At 51.1% G+C, this 14,572-nt stretch carries 26 protein-coding genes; all 26 read left to right on the forward strand.

The features are described from left to right. The first annotated feature begins 26 nt into the window (after nt 1–26). The 26 genes from fusA (at nt 27) to rpsM (ending at nt 14,526) form a co-directional block, all read left to right on the forward strand. Nucleotides 27–2,120 carry an elongation factor G gene (gene fusA / locus MN084_RS01880; protein ID WP_320416331.1) on the forward strand — a complete coding sequence of 698 codons (2,094 nt, stop codon included), beginning with the start codon at nt 27–29 and terminating at the stop codon, nt 2,118–2,120. A 23-nt stretch (nt 2,121–2,143) separates the two neighbouring features. After that, nucleotides 2,144–3,334, forward strand: a complete 1,191-nt coding sequence (gene tuf, locus MN084_RS01885; protein ID WP_241085076.1) for an elongation factor Tu — start codon at nt 2,144–2,146, stop codon at nt 3,332–3,334. A 17-nt stretch (nt 3,335–3,351) separates the two neighbouring features. Then, nucleotides 3,352–3,663, forward strand: a complete 312-nt coding sequence (gene rpsJ / locus MN084_RS01890; RefSeq protein ID WP_241085075.1) for a 30S ribosomal protein S10 — start codon at nt 3,352–3,354, stop codon at nt 3,661–3,663. A 10-nt stretch (nt 3,664–3,673) separates the two neighbouring features. Beyond that, the gene (gene rplC / locus MN084_RS01895) at nt 3,674–4,324 is read left to right on the forward strand and encodes a 50S ribosomal protein L3 (protein WP_241085074.1); all 651 of its coding nucleotides are present in this window, start codon (nt 3,674–3,676) and stop codon (nt 4,322–4,324) included. Between the two features lie 5 nt (nt 4,325–4,329). Then, nucleotides 4,330–4,944: a 50S ribosomal protein L4 gene (gene rplD, locus MN084_RS01900; RefSeq protein WP_241085073.1), complete on the forward strand. Its 615-nt coding sequence runs from the start codon at nt 4,330–4,332 to the stop codon at nt 4,942–4,944. Beyond that, nucleotides 4,941–5,237, forward strand: a complete 297-nt coding sequence (rplW, locus tag MN084_RS01905; protein WP_241085072.1) for a 50S ribosomal protein L23 — start codon at nt 4,941–4,943, stop codon at nt 5,235–5,237. The genes rplD and rplW overlap by 4 nt, the downstream gene beginning before the upstream one ends. A 41-nt stretch (nt 5,238–5,278) precedes the next feature. Beyond that, nucleotides 5,279–6,106 (forward strand): 50S ribosomal protein L2, encoded by an 828-nt coding sequence (rplB, locus tag MN084_RS01910; RefSeq protein WP_241085071.1) that lies wholly within the window; start codon nt 5,279–5,281, stop codon nt 6,104–6,106. Between the two features lie 22 nt (nt 6,107–6,128). After that, entirely contained in the window at nt 6,129–6,398 is a 270-nt protein-coding gene (rpsS, locus tag MN084_RS01915; RefSeq protein WP_241085070.1) for a 30S ribosomal protein S19, read from the forward strand. Nucleotides 6,399–6,412: 14 nt separating this feature from the next. Next, on the forward strand, nt 6,413–6,745 hold the full coding sequence (rplV, locus tag MN084_RS01920) for a 50S ribosomal protein L22 (RefSeq protein WP_241085069.1): 333 nt from the start codon (nt 6,413–6,415) through the stop codon (nt 6,743–6,745). Between the two features lie 16 nt (nt 6,746–6,761). Beyond that, nucleotides 6,762–7,445: a 30S ribosomal protein S3 gene (gene rpsC, locus MN084_RS01925; protein ID WP_241085068.1), complete on the forward strand. Its 684-nt coding sequence runs from the start codon at nt 6,762–6,764 to the stop codon at nt 7,443–7,445. 3 nt (nt 7,446–7,448) lie between these two features. Continuing rightward, complete coding sequence (rplP, locus tag MN084_RS01930; protein WP_241085067.1) at nt 7,449–7,862, forward strand: 50S ribosomal protein L16; 414 nt, start codon at nt 7,449–7,451, stop codon at nt 7,860–7,862. Continuing rightward, entirely contained in the window at nt 7,862–8,062 is a 201-nt protein-coding gene (rpmC, locus tag MN084_RS01935) for a 50S ribosomal protein L29 (RefSeq protein ID WP_241085066.1), read from the forward strand. The genes rplP and rpmC overlap by 1 nt, the downstream gene beginning before the upstream one ends. Beyond that, nucleotides 8,059–8,319, forward strand: a complete 261-nt coding sequence (gene rpsQ, locus MN084_RS01940; RefSeq protein WP_241085065.1) for a 30S ribosomal protein S17 — start codon at nt 8,059–8,061, stop codon at nt 8,317–8,319. The genes rpmC and rpsQ overlap by 4 nt, the downstream gene beginning before the upstream one ends. 62 nt (nt 8,320–8,381) lie before the next feature. Further along, complete coding sequence (gene rplN, locus MN084_RS01945) at nt 8,382–8,750, forward strand: 50S ribosomal protein L14 (RefSeq protein WP_241085064.1); 369 nt, start codon at nt 8,382–8,384, stop codon at nt 8,748–8,750. A 10-nt stretch (nt 8,751–8,760) separates the two neighbouring features. Continuing rightward, a complete protein-coding gene (gene rplX / locus MN084_RS01950) occupies nt 8,761–9,081 on the forward strand; it encodes a 50S ribosomal protein L24 (protein WP_241085063.1) in 321 nt (106 codons plus the stop codon). A 13-nt stretch (nt 9,082–9,094) separates the two neighbouring features. After that, nucleotides 9,095–9,637: a 50S ribosomal protein L5 gene (gene rplE / locus MN084_RS01955; RefSeq protein WP_241085062.1), complete on the forward strand. Its 543-nt coding sequence runs from the start codon at nt 9,095–9,097 to the stop codon at nt 9,635–9,637. Nucleotides 9,638–9,644: 7 nt separating this feature from the next. Further along, nucleotides 9,645–9,950: a 30S ribosomal protein S14 gene (gene rpsN / locus MN084_RS01960; RefSeq protein ID WP_277400048.1), complete on the forward strand. Its 306-nt coding sequence runs from the start codon at nt 9,645–9,647 to the stop codon at nt 9,948–9,950. Between the two features lie 118 nt (nt 9,951–10,068). Beyond that, entirely contained in the window at nt 10,069–10,464 is a 396-nt protein-coding gene (rpsH, locus tag MN084_RS01965; RefSeq protein ID WP_241085060.1) for a 30S ribosomal protein S8, read from the forward strand. A 14-nt stretch (nt 10,465–10,478) separates the two neighbouring features. Beyond that, entirely contained in the window at nt 10,479–11,012 is a 534-nt protein-coding gene (gene rplF, locus MN084_RS01970) for a 50S ribosomal protein L6 (RefSeq protein WP_241085059.1), read from the forward strand. A gap of 11 nt (nt 11,013–11,023) precedes the next feature. Continuing rightward, nucleotides 11,024–11,380, forward strand: coding sequence for a 50S ribosomal protein L18 (rplR, locus tag MN084_RS01975; RefSeq protein WP_241085058.1), 357 nt, complete (start codon nt 11,024–11,026; stop codon nt 11,378–11,380). 10 nt (nt 11,381–11,390) lie between these two features. Continuing rightward, nucleotides 11,391–11,897, forward strand: a complete 507-nt coding sequence (gene rpsE / locus MN084_RS01980) for a 30S ribosomal protein S5 (protein WP_241085057.1) — start codon at nt 11,391–11,393, stop codon at nt 11,895–11,897. A 3-nt stretch (nt 11,898–11,900) separates the two neighbouring features. Next, entirely contained in the window at nt 11,901–12,089 is a 189-nt protein-coding gene (gene rpmD, locus MN084_RS01985) for a 50S ribosomal protein L30 (RefSeq protein WP_241085056.1), read from the forward strand. A gap of 1 nt (nt 12,090) precedes the next feature. Further along, the gene (gene rplO, locus MN084_RS01990; RefSeq protein ID WP_241085055.1) at nt 12,091–12,525 is read left to right on the forward strand and encodes a 50S ribosomal protein L15; all 435 of its coding nucleotides are present in this window, start codon (nt 12,091–12,093) and stop codon (nt 12,523–12,525) included. After that, on the forward strand, nt 12,526–13,881 hold the full coding sequence (gene secY / locus MN084_RS01995) for a preprotein translocase subunit SecY (protein ID WP_241085054.1): 1,356 nt from the start codon (nt 12,526–12,528) through the stop codon (nt 13,879–13,881). 87 nt (nt 13,882–13,968) lie between these two features. Further along, complete coding sequence (gene rpmJ, locus MN084_RS02000) at nt 13,969–14,082, forward strand: 50S ribosomal protein L36 (RefSeq protein ID WP_241085053.1); 114 nt, start codon at nt 13,969–13,971, stop codon at nt 14,080–14,082. An 87-nt stretch (nt 14,083–14,169) separates the two neighbouring features. Further along, the gene (rpsM, locus tag MN084_RS02005) at nt 14,170–14,526 is read left to right on the forward strand and encodes a 30S ribosomal protein S13 (protein ID WP_241085052.1); all 357 of its coding nucleotides are present in this window, start codon (nt 14,170–14,172) and stop codon (nt 14,524–14,526) included. The last annotated feature ends 46 nt before the right edge of the window (nt 14,527–14,572 follow it).

The following is a 14,572-nucleotide window of genomic DNA, read 5'->3' on the forward strand; positions in this document are numbered from 1 at the left end:
TTAACATTGTTGAACGGGAATTAGCCGTGGCACGTAGCACACCTATAGATCGCTATCGTAACGTTGGTATTATGGCGCATATTGATGCTGGAAAAACCACAACGACCGAGCGCATCCTTTATTACACCGGTGTCTCCCATAAGATTGGTGAGGTGCATGATGGTGCCGCGACTATGGATTGGATGGAGCAGGAGCAGGAGCGTGGTATTACTATCACCTCTGCGGCTACCACCTGTTTCTGGAAGGGCATGAGCGAGCAGTTTTCAGAGCACCGTATCAACATTATTGACACCCCCGGGCACGTTGACTTCACGATTGAGGTTGAACGTTCGCTTCGTGTACTGGATGGTGCCTGTGCTCTTTTTTGCGCCGTTGGCGGCGTAGAACCCCAGTCTGAAACCGTATGGCGTCAAGCCAATAAATATGGTGTTCCCCGTATCGCCTTTGTTAATAAAATGGATCGCATGGGCGCTAATTTCCTGCGTGTAGTAGAGCAGGTTAAGGAGCGTCTAGGTGCCAATCCTGTTCCATTGCAGATTGCAATCGGTGCCGAAGAGGATTTCAAGGGTGTCGTCGATCTGGTTAAGATGAAAGCCATTATCTGGGATGAAGAGTCCCGGGGGATGGTCTTTGAAGAGCAGGATATTCCTGCTGATCTTCAAGAGCTGGCTGAAGAGTGGCGTGGGCGTCTGGTTGAAGCGGCTGCTGAAGCCAATGATGAGCTTATGGAGAAGTATCTCGAAGAGGCTGAGCTTAGCGCCGAAGAGATCAAAAGTGGGTTGCGTGCCAGAACTCTAGCCAATGAGATCACCCCGATGTTGTGCGGTACTGCCTTTAAAAATAAAGGCGTGCAGGCGATGTTGGATGCGATGATTGAATACCTGCCTGCTCCGACAGATGTTCCTGCTATAACCGGTATTCTTGATGATGCGGCTGAGACTAAGGCTGAGCGTCCCTCTTGGGATGATGCGCCTTTCGCCGCATTGGCCTTTAAAATTGCCACTGATCCCTTTGTTGGGAACCTGACTTTTTTCCGTGTCTATTCTGGCGTGCTGAATTCAGGTGACAGTATCTATAACCCGGTGAAGGGCAAAAAGGACCGTATCGGTCGTATTCTGCAGATGCATGCCAACACGCGTGAAGAGATCAGAGAGGTTCGTGCCGGTGATATCGCTGCAGCTGTCGGTCTGAAAGATGTCACCACAGGTGATACCCTCTGTGCATTGAACGATATCATCACTCTCGAGCGTATGGAGTTTCCTGAACCGGTTATTGCTGTGGCCGTGGAGCCCAAGACCAAGAGTGATCAGGAGAAAATGGGTGTTGCTCTCTCCAAGCTGGCTCATGAAGATCCTTCTTTCCGTGTCAGCACTGATGAAGAGTCTGGTCAAACCATTATTGCCGGCATGGGTGAGTTGCATCTGGAGATCATTGTCGATCGCATGAAGCGTGAGTTTAACGTGGAAGCGAACGTGGGTGCTCCGCAAGTGGCGTATCGCGAAACCATTCGTAAAATCCTCGAGCAGGAAGGTAAGTTTGTTCGTCAGTCAGGTGGTCGTGGCCAGTATGGACATGTCTATCTCCGGCTTGAGCCTCAAGAGCCTGGTGCTGGTTATGAATTTGTCAATGAGGTTGTTGGTGGCGTGGTACCCAGAGAGTACATTCCAGCCGTTGACAAAGGCGTCCAGGAACAGATGAAAAACGGTGTTATCGCCGGCTTCCCGGTAGTGGATGTGAAAGTCACTCTCTATGATGGCTCCTATCATGACGTTGACTCGAGCGAGATGGCGTTCAAGATTGCCGGCTCCATGTGTTTCAAAGAGGGTGCGGCTAAAGCCAGGCCGGTCCTGCTTGAACCTATTATGCAGGTTGAGGTAGTTACGCCTGAAAATTATATGGGTGATGTAATGGGAGACCTGAGCAGCCGTCGCGGCATGGTTCAGGGTATGGAGGATTCTCCCTCAGGAAAGCAGATTAGAGCAGAGGTGCCGCTCTCGGAGATGTTCGGTTATGCAACCGATCTGCGCTCTGCGACTCAGGGCCGTGCTACATACAGCATGGAGTTCTCCAAATATAACGAAGTTCCGGCCAGTATTGCCGAGGCTATCGGTAAGAAATAGTAATCCTTAGAGGGTAAATTATCGTGTCCAAGGAAAAGTTCGAACGTACAAAACCCCATGTCAACGTAGGCACTATTGGCCACGTTGATCACGGCAAGACTACGCTGACCGCAGCGATCACCAAGGTGATGGCTGAGGCGCGTGGTGGTGAGTTCAAAGATTATGCGGATATTGATAACGCCCCTGAAGAGCGTGAGCGCGGAATCACTATCGCTACGGCTCACGTGGAGTACGAGTCTGAGAATCGTCACTACGCCCACGTTGACTGCCCGGGACATGCTGACTATGTCAAGAACATGATCACCGGTGCGGCGCAGATGGATGGCGCTATTCTGGTTGTCTCTGCGGCTGACGGCCCAATGCCTCAGACCCGTGAGCACATCCTGCTCTCCCGTCAGGTTGGCGTGCCTTACATCCTTGTCTATATGAACAAGGCTGACATGGTCGACGACGAAGAGCTGCTGGAGCTGGTTGAGATGGAGATTCGCGAGCTGCTGGACCAGTATGACTTCCCGGGTGACGATACCCCGATCATCGTGGGTTCTGCACTGAAGGCGCTGGAAGGTGATACCTCTGATATTGGTGTCCCCTCGATCAACAAGCTGGTAGAGGAGATGGATGCTTACATCCCGATACCGGAGCGTGATACTGAAAAATCGTTCCTGATGCCGATTGAGGATGTCTTCTCTATCTCGGGTCGCGGTACGGTTGTAACCGGTCGTATTGAGCGCGGCATTGTCAATATTGGTGACGAGCTTTCGATTGTGGGAATCAAAGAGACCGCCAAGACCACCTGTACCGGTGTCGAGATGTTCCGCAAGCTGCTGGATCGGGGCGAAGCGGGTGACAATGTAGGTGTACTGCTGCGTGGTACCAAGCGTGAAGAGGTTGAGCGTGGTCAGGTGCTGTCCAAGCCTGGATCGATTACCCCTCATACTCACTTCGAAGCTGAAGTGTATATCCTGAGCAAGGATGAGGGTGGTCGTCATACGCCGTTCTTCAATAATTACCGTCCCCAGTTCTACTTCCGTACCACGGATGTGACCGGTGCTTGTGAGTTGCCAGCAGGTGTTGAGATGGTGATGCCGGGTGACAACGTGAAGATGGTGGTAAAGCTGATTGCACCGATCGCCATGGAAGAGGGTCTGCGTTTCGCGATCCGTGAAGGTGGCCGTACTGTTGGTGCTGGCGTTGTTGCGAAAATCATTGAGTAATTTTTGAGAATCAGATTATGGCCAATCAGAATATACGTATTCGACTGAAGGCTTTCGATCATCGACTGATCGATCAGTCTGCACGTGAGATCGTGGAAACCGCGAAACGCACTGGTGCACAGGTCCACGGACCGATTCCGCTGCCGACCAAGAAAGAGCGTTATACCGTGTTGATTTCTCCGCACGTAAATAAGGATGCCCGTGACCAGTACGAGATTCGCACGCATAAGCGTTTGATGGACATCGTTGATCCGACTGACAAGACGGTCGACGCTTTGATGAAGCTGGACCTTGCTGCCGGCGTAGATGTTCAGATTAAACTGAACTGAGGTTGAGAACATGGCGATTGGAATTGTCGGACGTAAAGTAGGGATGACCCGGGTGTTCACCGAAGAGGGGGTATCCATCCCCATAACGGTGATCGAGGTGGAGCCAAACCGCGTAACCCAGCTGCGTACATCTGAGGTTGATGGTTATAGCGCCATCCAGGTTACTACTGGCAGTTGCAAGGCTTCCCGCGTCAATAAGGCGATGGCTGGCCACTTGTCCAAGGCGGGTGTCGAAGCCGGTCGCGGTATGTGGGAGTTCCGTCTGGTTGATGGCGAAGGCGAGGGGGTTGAAGTTGGTGGTGAAATCAAAGTCGATATCTTCAAAGCGGGCCAAGCAGTCGATGTTCGCGGCACCTCCAAGGGTAAAGGTTTCCAGGGTGGCGTGAAGCGCCATAACTTCAAGATGCAGGATGCCACTCACGGCAACTCCATTTCCCATCGCGCACTCGGCTCCATCGGTCAATGTCAGACTCCGGGTCGCGTGGTCAAGGGTAAGAAGATGGCTGGGCAGATGGGTAATGTTCAATGTGCTGCGCAGAATCTCGAAGTGGTTCGTGTGGATGCGGAACGTAATCTGTTGTTGGTGAAGGGTGCCGTACCTGGCTCCCGTGGCGGAGACGTGATCATCACTCCTGCCATCAAGATGCAGAATAAGGGGTAATGTTGATGGACCTCAATGTACAAGCAGGCAGCGGCAAGGCCGGAACCGTACAGGTTTCCGATGATGTATTCGCTGTGGATTTTAATCAGACACTGGTGCATCAGGTCGTTACTGCCTACATGGCAGGTGCTCGTGCTGGAACCAGCGCTCAGAAGAACCGCGCTGACGTGAGTGGTGGTGGTGCCAAACCATGGCGCCAGAAAGGTACGGGCCGTGCTCGTGCTGGTACCAGCCGCAGTCCTATCTGGCGTTCAGGCGGAGTGACATTTGCCGCACGCCCAAGGGATTACACCCAGAAGGTCAATCGCAAGATGTACCGTGGTGCATTGAGAGCTATTCTCTCCGAGCTGGTGAGGAGTGAGCGTCTGATAACGGTGGACAGTTTTGGTGTTGATGCACCCAAGACCAAAGAGCTGGCTGCAAAGCTGAGTGATTTGAATTTGAATGAGGCGCTAATTATTACCGATCAGCCGGACGAAAATCTCTACCTTGCTGCACGCAATTTGATCAATATTGATGTGCGTGATGTAAACGATGTCGATCCGGTGAGTCTCGTTGGCTTCGCCAAGGTGCTTATTACCTCCGCAGCAGTGAAGAAACTGGAGGAGCGTCTGTCATGAATAAAGAGCGTTTAATGCAGGTGCTGCTCGGGCCGGTCGTTTCTGAGAAAAGTACTATAGCAGCAGATATGGGCCGTCAGTTTGTGTTTCGTGTGCTGCCAAATGCCACCAAGCCTGAGATCAGGAAAGCGGTTGAACTGATGTTCGACGTGACGGTGGAAAAGGTCCAAGTGGTGAACATAAAGGGTAAGTCCAAGCGTTTTGGGACCATTATGGGTCGCCGTAATGGCGTTCGAAAGGCCTACGTAAGGCTGGCCGAAGGCAATGATATCAATTTTGGTGCGGGTGCTTGACAGGCACCTTCGGCAGAAAGAGTTAGAGCGGAAGCAAGACAATGGCAATTGTTAAAACGAAACCAACATCAGCCGGTCGCCGGTTTGTGGTCAAGATTGTAAACCACGATCTGCACAAGGGTGACCCCTATGGGCCGCTGTTGGAAAAGCAAGCGAAAAGTGGTGGTCGTAACAACAACGGTCGCATTACCAGTCGTCATCGCGGCGGTGGCCACAAACAGCGCTACCGTGTTATTGATTTCAAGCGTAATAAGGACGACATTCCAGGTTTGGTTGAACGCCTCGAATATGATCCTAACAGAACTGCTAATATCGCATTGGTCAAGTATGCGGATGGTGAGCGACGTTACATTATTGCGCCCAAAGGTATCAAGGCCGGTGATGTGCTGATGTCCGGTGAAACGGCTGAAATCAGCCAGGGAAACTGCCTGCCACTGTGTAACATCCCGATAGGTTCGGTGATCCATTGCATCGAGTTGAAGCTTGGTAAGGGTGCGCAAATTGCCCGTTCCGCAGGAACCTCGGCGCAATTGGTTGCAAGAGAGGGTGAATATGCTACCCTTCGCCTCCGCTCAGGCGAGATACGCAAGGTTCGTTCAGAATGCCGTGCAGTATTGGGCGAGGTCAGTAACTCCGAGCACAGTCTTTGCAAGCTGGGTAAAGCCGGTGCCACTCGCTGGCGCGGTGTACGGCCAACCGTTCGTGGTGTGGTCATGAACCCGGTCGATCATCCGCATGGTGGTGGTGAAGGGCGTACCTCTGGTGGCCGGCATCCGGTTACTCCTTGGGGCGTACCCACAAAGGGTTACAAAACACGTACTAACAAGCGCACTGACAAGATGATTGTGCGCCGTCGCAACCGTAAGTAAACGGAACTGAGGTAAGTCAACAGTGCCACGCTCAATTAAAAAAGGCCCCTTTATCGACCATCACCTTTCCAAGAAAGTCGATGAAGCAATGGCAAGTAACAGCAAGCGCCCGATCAAAACCTGGTCACGTCGCTCTATGGTTTCTCCGGATATGGTTGGATTGACCATCGCGGTATACAACGGACGCCAGCACGTGCCTGTTCTGATTTCAGAGAACATGGTCGGACACAAGTTAGGCGAATTCGCGTTGACCCGTACTTATCGGGGACACACGGCAGACAAGAAATCATAATTGGGGTTTGAATCATGCAGGTAGTTGCTAAACTGCGCTATGTGCGCATCTCGGCCCAGAAGGGCCGTCTGGTCGCAGACCAGATTCGAGGCTTGCCGGTTGAGCAGGCTCTGAATATCCTCGCCTTCAGCAAGAAGAAGGGTGCGGATTTGATGAAGAAGGTGCTGGACTCTGCGATTGCAAATGCAGAGAACAATGAAGGCGCAGATGTCGATGAGTTGAAAGTCTCGTCCGTCATGGTTGACGAGGGACCGACAATGAAGCGGATTCGTGCGCGTGCCAAAGGGCGTGCAGCACGGATTCTGAAACGCAGCAGTCACTTCACTGTGACTGTCTCGGACAAGTAAGGCAAGAGAGGCCACTATGGGTCAGAAAGTACATCCAACTGGTATTCGGCTGGGTATCGTCAAGCAGCACACCTCGAAGTGGTATGCTGAATCAAAAGACTATGCCGACCTGCTCAATGCCGATCTTGAAGCTCGGAGTTATCTGAAAAAGCGCCTCTCCCAGGCGTCTGTCAGCCGTATCCAGATTGATCGGCCGGCACAGAATGCCCACGTCACCATTCATACAGCCCGCCCTGGTATTGTGATTGGCAAGAAGGGTGAGGATATTGATGCGTTGAGAACCGAACTTACCAAAAGGATGGGTGTTCAGGTCCATGTCAGCGTGGAAGAGATTCGTAAGCCTGAACTGGATGCCCAACTCGTGGCTGAAGGTATTACCCAGCAACTTGAGCGTAGGGTTATGTTCAGACGTGCGATGAAGCGTTCTGTGCAGACCTCCATGCGTCTGGGCGCTGGTGGAATCAAGGTGCATATTGCTGGTCGTCTTAATGGCGCAGAAATTGCTCGTAGTGAGTGGTATAGAGAGGGACGTGTTCCTCTTCATACTCTGCGTGCCGATATCGACTACGGTTTTGCAGAGGCTAATACCACCTATGGAATAATTGGTGTGAAGGTGTGGATTTTCAAGGGCGAGGTGTTTGGTGATGCTCCCCTGGAAGAGGAAAAGGCACCCAAACGCAGGTCCGGAAAGAGAGGCTAAGTCATGTTGATGCCAAAGCGGACAAAATTCCTGAAACAGATGAAAGGCCGAAATCGTGGCTTGGCCAATAGAGGCAGCAAAGTAAGTTTTGGTGAGTTCGGGCTAAAGGCTGTAGGTCGTGGTCGAATGACTTCACGGCAGATTGAGGCGGCTCGTCGAGCCATCAGCAGGCACGTAAAACGCGGTGGTCGGATATGGATACGTGTATTCCCCGATAAGCCAATTACCCAGAAGCCACTGGAAGTTCGTCAGGGTAAGGGTAAAGGTAATGTTGAGTATTGGGTAGCGCTGATTCAACCTGGTCGCATGCTCTATGAAATTGAAGGTGTAGGTGAAGAACTGGCGCGAGAAGCGTTCCAGTTGGCAGCTGCAAAACTGCCGTTTAAAACCACTTTCGCGAAGCGGACGGTACTGTAATGAAGGCAAGTGAAGCTCGAAAGAAAGCAGCTGCAGAGCTGGGAGAGACTCTGTTGGATCTGCGTAAAGAGCAGTTCAATCTACGTATGCAGCAAGGAACCGGACAGCTTTCTAGCCCATCGGCAATGAGACGGGTGCGTAAAGATATAGCCCGGGTTAAGACAGTGATGAACGAGAAAAAAGCAGGTGAGTCATCATGAGCGAGCAGACACCCAGCAATCGCATGCTCCAAGGTCGCGTTGTCAGTGACAAGATGGGTAAAAGTGTCACTGTAGTGGTCGAGCGTCAGGTGAAGCATCCGCTCTACGGTAAATTCATTCGTCGTTCAAGTAAAGTTCATGCGCACGATGAAAACGACGAATGTGGTATCGGAGATCTGGTAATTGTTGAACAGTGCAAGCCGCTGTCAAAAAGCAAGAACTGGCGTCTGGTGGAAGTTGTCGAAAAGGCTAACTGAACACAGGCCAGAGAAATCAAACAGATTTCGGATTAGTGATTTTTCAGAATTGGGATAGACCAATGATTCAGATGCAGACAATGCTGAACGTTGCCGACAACAGCGGAGCAAAGCAGGTCCAGTGCATTAAAGTACTGGGTGGCTCACACCGTCGTTATGCCGGTATCGGGGACATTATAAAAGTGAGCATCAAGGATGCTATTCCCCGCGGTAAAGTGAAAAAAGGCGATGTATATAATGCGGTGGTTGTTCGCACCAAAAAAGGCGTGAGACGTCCTGATGGTTCCCAGATCCGTTTCGATGGAAATGCTGCGGTGCTGTTGAACGCTCAGTTGCAACCAATCGGTACCCGTATTTTTGGGCCGGTTACCCGTGAATTGCGTAGCGAGCGTTTTATGAAAATCATCTCGCTTGCGCCTGAAGTACTCTAGGGGGTGAATCATGGCATTACGTAGAATCAAACAAGGTGACCAGATCATTGTTATTGCAGGTAAGGATAAAGGCAAGCAGGGCGCAGTCCTGCGCGTTTTTGACGAAAAGGTCGTTGTTGAAAATATCAATATGGTGAAAAAGCACACCAAGGCAAATCCCGCAAAGGGTGAGTTAGGTGGTATTCTGGATAAAGAGATGTCATTGAATGCTTCCAATGTTGCAATCTATAATCCCAATACGACAAAAGTAGACCGGGTTGGCATCAAGACGTTGGAAGATGGACGCAAATTGCGCTACTTTAAGTCAGACGGCGAAGTCGTAGACATCTGAGGCAGATAGAGAGATGGCAAGATTACAACAACTTTACCGCGACGAGATCGTTGCCCAGCTGAAAGAGAAGTTCGGCTTTAAAAGTGTGATGGAAGTTCCGAAGATCACCAAGATCACACTGAATATGGGTGTCGGCGACGCTATTGGCGATAAAAAAGTGATGGAACACGCTGTTGGCGATATGGAGAAGATAGCCGGCCAGAAGGCAGTCGTTAATATGGCTCGTAAGTCTGTGGCTGTGTTCAAGGTGCGTGAGGGTTGGCCTATTGGCTGCAAAGTAACCCTGCGCGGTAAGCGGATGTATGAGTTCGTTGATCGCCTGATCAATATTTCCATTCCACGTATTCGGGATTTTCGTGGTATGAGTGTCAAATCGTTCGATGGCCGTGGTAACTACAGCATGGGAGTAAAGGAGCAGATCATGTTCCCTGAGATTGATTACGATAAGATCGACGTGCTGCGTGGCCTGGATATTACATTCACAACCACCGCTAAGACCGATGAACAGGGGCAGGCGTTGCTTGCTGGATTCAAGTTTCCTTTCAAAACCAAGTAGAGCTAGCATGGCAAAAAAGAGCATGATCGCTCGCGAAGCGAAGCGGGCTAAAGAAGTCGCAAGGTATGCTGCAAAGCGTGCTGAGCTGAAGGCTGCCATCATCAGCCAAAACAGTAGTGACGAACAGGTGGATGACGCAGTTATCAAACTGCAGAAAATGCCTCGGGACGCCAGTTCCACTCGTCAGCGTAATCGTTGTCGCGTCAGTGGCAGACCCCACGGTGTATATCGGAAGTTTGGTCTTTGCCGTAACAAATTGCGTGAAGCTGCGATGCGTGGCGATATTCCAGGGCTTGTAAAAGCCAGCTGGTAATGTACAATACGCGGCCCTCTTATCAATTTTAAGAGGGTTTTAGCTCCATCTTACGGTGGATATCGTGCGGTCGTTTGGGTATCGCGCTTGGTGGTGGCTGACCCGGAGGGTTTTAAAAATGAGTATGTCTGATCCGATCGCGGATATGTTGACGCGTCTCCGTAATGGCCAACAGGTCGCGAAGGTTGCGGTTTCTATGCCGTTGTCAAAGCAGAAGAGCGCAGTAGCCCAGTTACTACTGGATGAAGGCTACATCAGCGGGTTTTCAGCAGCTGAAGAAGGTGGTAAACCAACCCTCACCATCGAGCTTAAATATTTCCAGGGTAAACCAGTAATAGAAGAGATCCAGCGGGTAAGCCGTCCTGGATTGCGTGTCTATAAAGGCGCTAAAGAGTTGCCTAAGGTGCGTGCTGGTCTGGGTATTGCCATTATTTCCACGTCCAAAGGTTTGATGACTGATCGTGCTGCCCGTGCTGTGGGCAGTGGTGGTGAAGTCTTGGCCTACGTGGCGTAACCGGGAGACGACAGATGTCACGTATAGCTAAGAGTCCGGTTACGATTCCATCGGGTGTTGATATCAATATCTCCGATGAAGGTATTACCGTTAAGGGTTCCAAAGGAACGCTGCAACTTGCACTGCACAACTTCGTCACGGTAGAGCAGAGCGATGATTCTTTGCGGGTGTCACCCAAAAGTGATGAAAAAAATCAATGGGCTATGGCGGGTACTTTTCGTGCTCTGATCAGCAACATGGTCACCGGTGTTACTACTGGCTTCAGCAAAAAACTGCAGTTGGTTGGCGTGGGCTACCGTGCCCAGGTCAAGGGTACGGTGCTGAATTTGAACCTGGGTTTTTCGCACCCTGTGGATTATGGGATACCAGAAGATATCACGGTTGAAACCCCGTCCCAGACCGAGATTGTAGTCTCCGGTAGTGACAAGCAGAAGGTTGGACAGGTGGCTGCAGAAATTCACGCCTTTCGTCCTCCTGAGCCCTACAAGGGAAAGGGTGTGCGTTACGCAGACGAGCACGTGCTGCGTAAAGAAGCCAAGAAGAAATAAGGTATATGACGATGGACAAGAAAACTTCACGTATTCGACGGTCTCGTCGCGCTCGTGCCAAGATTCGGGAGCTGGGCGTAAATCGTCTGACTATTTTTCGTACTCCGCGGCATATGTATGCGCAGATTATTGCGCCCAGCGGCTCAGAAGTGTTGGCAAGTGCTTCAACAGTTGACAAGGGTGTGAAGGCTGAACTCGATGGTGCAACAGGTAACAGTGCAGCCGCAGCCGCTGTGGGTAAGATAATTGCTCAACGCGCCAAGGCGGCGGGTGTTGAGCGGGTAGCATTCGATCGTTCCGGCTTTAAGTATCATGGTCGGGTGAAAGCGTTGGCCGGCGCCGCACGCGAAAACGGTCTTCAGTTCTAAGAGGCAGATTATGTCGAATTACAGTGTAAACTCGGAAGGCGATGACCTGATCGAAAAACTGATCAACGTTAATCGCGTGGCTAAAGTGGTCAAGGGTGGCCGGGTCTTTGGCTTCTCTGCACTGACCGTGGTTGGTGATGGCAATGGACGTGTAGGGTTTGGCACCGGTAAGGCGCGTGAAGTCCCGATAGCCATCCAGAAGGCTATGGAGTCTGCGCGACGCAATATGCGTAGCGCTACCCTGAAGGGGACTACTGTGCAATATCCGCTTGTCGGATGTCACGGTGCTGCCAAGGTGTATATGCAGCCGGCTTCGGATGGTACCGGTATTATTGCCGGGGGCGCTATGCGTGCGGTTTTTGAGGCGATTGGTGTACAGAATGTCCTTGCTAAGTGCATCGGGACCAATAATCCAATGAATGTCGTTCGCGCCACTGTCAATGCACTGACCAGAATGGCTGATCCTGAAACTGTTGCTGCAAAGCGCGGTAAGACGATCGAAGAGATCCTGGGGTAAGTCATGGCTGATAAGAAAATGATGAAGGTGACTCTGTCACGCAGTTTTAATGGACGTCTGCAGAGGCATAAAGCCTGTATCCATGGTCTGGGTCTGCATCGTATGCACCAGAGCGTTGTTGTGGAGGATACGTCGGCCACTCGTGGCATGGTTAACAAAGTGTCCTATATGGTCAAGGTTGAGGAGGCGTAAGATGCAGCTCAATGACATCAAGCCCACAAAGGGCTCTAGAAAGAGTGCTAATCGCGTTGGTCGTGGTATCGGCAGCGGTAACGGTAAAACCTGTGGACGAGGCCATAAAGGCCAGAGTTCACGCTCAGGCGGTTTCCACAAAGTAGGTTTCGAAGGCGGCCAGATGCCTTTGCAGCGCCGCCTTCCCAAAGTTGGATTCAGCTCGATTGTCGGCCGCACAACCGCGGAAGTCAGACTCGATGAGCTGGCCAAGGTTGATGCTGATGTGGTCGATCTGAACGCTTTGCAGGATGCCGGTATTCTCTCACGTAATATGAAGCGGGCCAAAGTGTTCCTTTCCGGGAAAATTGATAAAGCGGTGACTATTCAAGGTCTCGGTGTAACCAAGGGTGCTCGTGCTGCCATTGAGACTGCCGGCGGAAAGATCGAGGAATAAATGGTCGCACAAGGGGCAATGGCTGGCGGTAAAGCTGGCATGGGTAAATTCACGGAGCTACGCCAGCGGTTGCTGTTTGTCCTTGGCGCACTCCTGGTTTTCCGTATAGGAACCTTTATTCCGGTTCCGGGTGTAAACCCGATTGCACTGGCTGCTATGTTCGATCAGCAGCAAGGTACCATCCTGGACATGTTCAACATGTTCTCCGGTGGTGCCCTGAAGCGTGCGAGCTTGCTCGCCCTGGGTATCATGCCCTACATCTCTGCCTCTATTATTATGCAGCTGATGTCTGCGGTTATTCCCAAACTAGAACAGTTAAAGAAAGAGGGCGAGCAGGGGCGACGCAAGATCACCCAGTATACCCGCTATGGAACCGTTGTTCTGGCTACTTTCCAGGCTGTCGGTATATCCATGGCATTACAGAGCCAGCAGGCAGGCGGCATGCCGGTTGTTGTTCAGGCAGGCCCTGGATTCATTCTGACTGCGGCGGTCTCTCTGGTAACAGGGACGCTGTTTCTGATGTGGCTGGGCGAGCAGATTACCGAACGTGGCCTCGGAAACGGTATTTCGCTGATTATTTTTGCGGGCATTGTTGCTGGTCTTCCATCGGCCATCGGTGGCACTCTGGAATTGGTGCGGATCGGTGAAATGAACGCTGTAATGGTATTGGTGCTATTTGCGCTGGCTGCGGCTGTGACGGCCTTTGTGGTTTTTGTCGAGCGTGGACAGCGGCGTATAACGGTGAACTATGCGAAGCGTCAGCAGGGTAGAAAGATGTTTGCTGCCCAAAGCAGCCATTTGCCGTTGAAATTGAATATGGCAGGTGTGATTCCGCCGATTTTTGCTTCGAGTATTATTCTGTTCCCTTCGACGCTGGGGCAGTGGGTTGGTGTTCAGGAGAATATGCGTTGGTTGCAGGATATTGTCGGTAAAATAGCGCCGGGTGAGCCGCTTTATGTGCTTCTCTATGCCTTGGCAATTATATTTTTCTGCTTTTTTTACACTGCGCTGGTATTTAACTCGAAAGAGACTGCTGACAATCTGAAGCGGTCAGGAGCATTCATACCCGGTTATCGGCCAGGTGAGCAGACCGCCAAGTATATCGATAGCGTGATGTCGAGACTCACCCTGGTCGGTGCGTTTTATATTACGTCAGTGTGCCTCTTACCGGAGTTTCTGATCGTCGGCTGGAATGTTCCCTTCTATTTTGGAGGTACTTCATTGTTGATCATTGTTGTCGTAGTCATGGACTTCATGGCGCAGGTGCAGGCACATCTGATGTCTCATCAGTATGAAGGTCTAATGAAAAAGGCGAATTTGAAAGGTGGCGGCGGCGCTGGCGGTTTGCTGCGATAAGCTTGGGAGGTTTCTGTAGAAGCTTTGGATTAAATCCAACAGTCTCCTCGGCTAATTAAGGAATTTGCGAGATTTTGGAGAAAAGCCATGAAAGTCAGAGCGTCTATAAAGAAGATTTGTAAAAACTGTAAGATCGTAAAGCGCAACGGTGTTGTGCGCGTGATCTGCAAAGAGCCTCGCCATAAACAGCGTCAGGGCTGATTTTTTTATATTTGATTTATTAATTATATTGAGTTATAATTTCCTGTTTTACAAGCGGGAATTTAGCTTTAGGACAGGAGTAACCCGATGGCCCGTATTGCAGGCGTCAACATTCCGGATCGTAGACACGCAGTCGTTGCGTTGACCTCAATCTATGGAATCGGTGGTAACCTCGCAGCAGACATCTGCAAAGCAGCGGGTGTGGCTCTGGACGCAAGGATTCAGGATATGACCGAAGGTGAGGTCGATAACCTGCGTACAGAAGTTGCCAAATACACGGTTGAAGGTGACCTTCGTCGTGAGATCTCTATGAACATAAAGAGGCTTATGGACTTGGGGTGCAATCGTGGGATCCGCCATCGTCGTGGACTCCCAGTACGAGGGCAGCGTACACAAACCAACGCACGAACTCGCAAGGGTCCTCGTCGTTCAATTAAGCGATAAGTTCAGTCTGACTGATTCAATCGACTGGATTTTAGAGAGAAGTTCA

The sequence above is a fragment of the Candidatus Vondammii sp. HM_W22 genome (assembly GCF_022530855.2).
Lineage (GTDB): Bacteria > Pseudomonadota > Gammaproteobacteria > Chromatiales > Chromatiaceae > Vondammii.